The following is a 2,547-nucleotide window of genomic DNA, read 5'->3' as shown; positions in this document are numbered from 1 at the left end:
CGGCGGTCAAGCGCACCATCGCCTTCGTGGACGGACAGAATCTGTTCTACGCGGTCAAGGAGGCGTTCGGTTATGGCCACCCGAACTACGACATTTTGAAACTGGTCCGCGTACGATAGCTGCCTGGACCACAGGGACTACCGTGGAAAGAAGGGCAAACGGCGTTAGCAAGTCAAGCCTAAACGACCTCCTCGCTTCCATCGAATCCCATCCCCTCGAATCCCTCTCCGCCGGACAATCCCGCCATAGGCGGGACACTCGCCTTCCGCGTTGCAATTGCCCTCCTATCGCGCTAAATTGGGTTCTCATTGCCCCGGCGGGGGTTCACCTTATGCTTACAGATTCCGAAAAACGCGTACTGGCCCTTATCGACCAGGGGCGGGACGACATAGTAAAATTCCTCACTACGCTGATCGGCTTCAAGACGGTCACGCCTCTCGAGGGGGAAAGTGCGAAGGGGGACGACTATAAGAAACTCCAGGACTTCGTGTCCGGGACGCTGAAGGAGCTGGGCTTCGGCATCGACCGGTGGGAGGCGGACGCGCGCGAGCTCAAGAGTTCCCCCGGCGCCGGGGTGGACCCGAACCGCGACCTGAGTAACATGCCGATCGTCGCGGGCCGGAGGCCCGGGACAAAGAAGGGGCGCTCCCTCATCCTGAACGGCCACTACGACGTGGTGCCCCCCGGCCAGCGTGAGAGCTGGACGAACGACCCGTTCGAGGCCGTGGTGCGGGACGATGTGCTCTACGGCCGCGGCGCGAACGACATGAAGGGCGGCATCGCCGCCATGATCCAGGCCGTGCGTTTCATCCTGAAGGCGGGCGTCGAGCCGGGCGGCGAGATTATCGTCCAGACCGTCCCGGACGAGGAGGCGACCTGCATGGGGACCCTCTCCTGCTGCCAGCGCGGCTACAAGGCCGACGCCGCCGTCATTCCCGAGCCCACCGACATGAAGGTCATGATCGCCATGCGGGGCAACGCGGGAGGCAGCATCACCGTCTTCGGGCGGGCCGGCCACGCGGAGCTGGCGCAGCCGCACTGGAGCGAGGGCGGGGCCGTCAACGCCATCTCGAAGGCGGTCAAGGTCATACGGGGGCTGGAAGAGCTCGCCGAGGAGTGGAGGACCCGGCCCGACAAGCAGCACAAGCTCCTCGACCCGGACACCATCATGCCCACCGCCATCGAGGGCGGCGAATGGGCGGTCACCTACCCGGAGAAGGTCGAGATAACCTACGACGCGGTCTTCATCCCGTCCACGAAGAATCTTCCCCAGGAGATCGCGGAAAAGGTGCGCCGCGTCGCCGAGTGCGACCCGTGGATGAGGGAAAATCCGCCACGGCTCGAGTCGGCCGAATGGGAGTACGGCGCGGAGATAAGCGAGGACGAGCCGATCGCCCGGCTCGGCATCGAGGCCCTGGGCGAGCTGGGCCTGGAGCCCGGTTTCATGGGGTTCGGGAGCCTCTCCGACGGCATCCATCTCATCAATTACTCCAAGGTTCCGACCATCTCGATCGGCCCCAGCCTCAGGACGGCCCACATGGCGGACGAGCTCGTGAGCATCGAGGAGCTGGTGAACACCACCAAGGCCATAGCCCTGATAATCATGAGGTGGTGCCGGTGAAGCGGACGCACAAGGACGAGAGGCGCTTGTCATGAAAAAACGCGCGAAACGCAAGCTTAGCAACAGGGAATTGTTTCTTGAAAATTGCTCGCCGGAAATGGAGACGCCGTTCTCCCTGGCGGAGTACCGCGACCGGCTCGAGCGCGTGCGCGAGGAGATGGCGCGCCGCAGGATCGATCTCATGTACCTCTCCTCGCCGGAGAGCATGAACTACCTGAGCGGCTACCAGGCGGAGTGGTACCAGGCCCAGAGCCCGAAGCTGTGGCCCCCGATGAGCGGCCTCGCGGTGCACGTAGACCACGACAAGTTCATCCTCTTCGACTCCGAGGAGGAGGAAACGCTCATCCGCTACGCGACCGTCTCCACCGACACGCGCATCTTCAAGGCCGAGGAGATGAGCTCCGCGGGCGGCGAGATCGTCCGCGACCTCAGGAAGGAGGGCTGGCTCAAGGGAACCGTGGGGCTGGAGATGCGCAGCTACCGCCCGAACCGCGTGGTGAGCGAGGCCTTTCAGAAGGACCTCGAAAGAGCGGGCTGCAAGGTGGTCGACGGCACCGAGATAGTGCGCGAGCTGCGGAGCATCAAGTCGCCGGCGGAGCTCGCCTGCGTCGAGACGGCGGCGCGCATCGCCGACGTCGGCATGAACGCGGCGATCCGCTACATCCGCCCCGGCGTTAGCGAGCTCGACGTCTACGGCGAGATCGTCCGCGCCATGTGCAGGGCCGGAGGGGAGAACGCCGCCATCACACTCCCCCTGTCCTCCGGACCCAAGAGCCCATGCGTGCACGGCCTGCCCTCGCGGCGCAAGATAATGCCGGGCGACATCGTCAACATCGACGTCTGCGGCGTCTACAACCGCTACCACTGCAACATGGCCCGCTGCTTCTCCATGGGCGCCCCCCATCCGGACGTCGCCCGCGTGGTGG

General features: G+C 64.7%; 2 protein-coding genes. Both read left to right on the top strand.

Going from position 1 to position 2,547, the window contains the following annotated elements; translation table 11 throughout:
* Nucleotides 1-331 precede the first annotated feature (331 nt).
* Nucleotides 332-1,621, top strand: coding sequence for an ArgE/DapE family deacylase (locus JSV08_03770; GenBank protein UCF81539.1), 1,290 nt, complete (start codon nt 332-334; stop codon nt 1,619-1,621).
* Nucleotides 1,622-1,652: 31 nt separating this feature from the next.
* The coding region (locus tag JSV08_03765) for an aminopeptidase P family protein (GenBank protein UCF81538.1) at nt 1,653-2,547 on the top strand (895 nt) is incomplete at its 3' end.

It is taken from the genome of Acidobacteriota bacterium (genome assembly GCA_020349885.1).
Lineage (GTDB): Bacteria > Acidobacteriota.
Note: the sequence above shows the minus strand (reverse complement) of the source record. Positions and strands in the feature narration are given on the sequence as shown.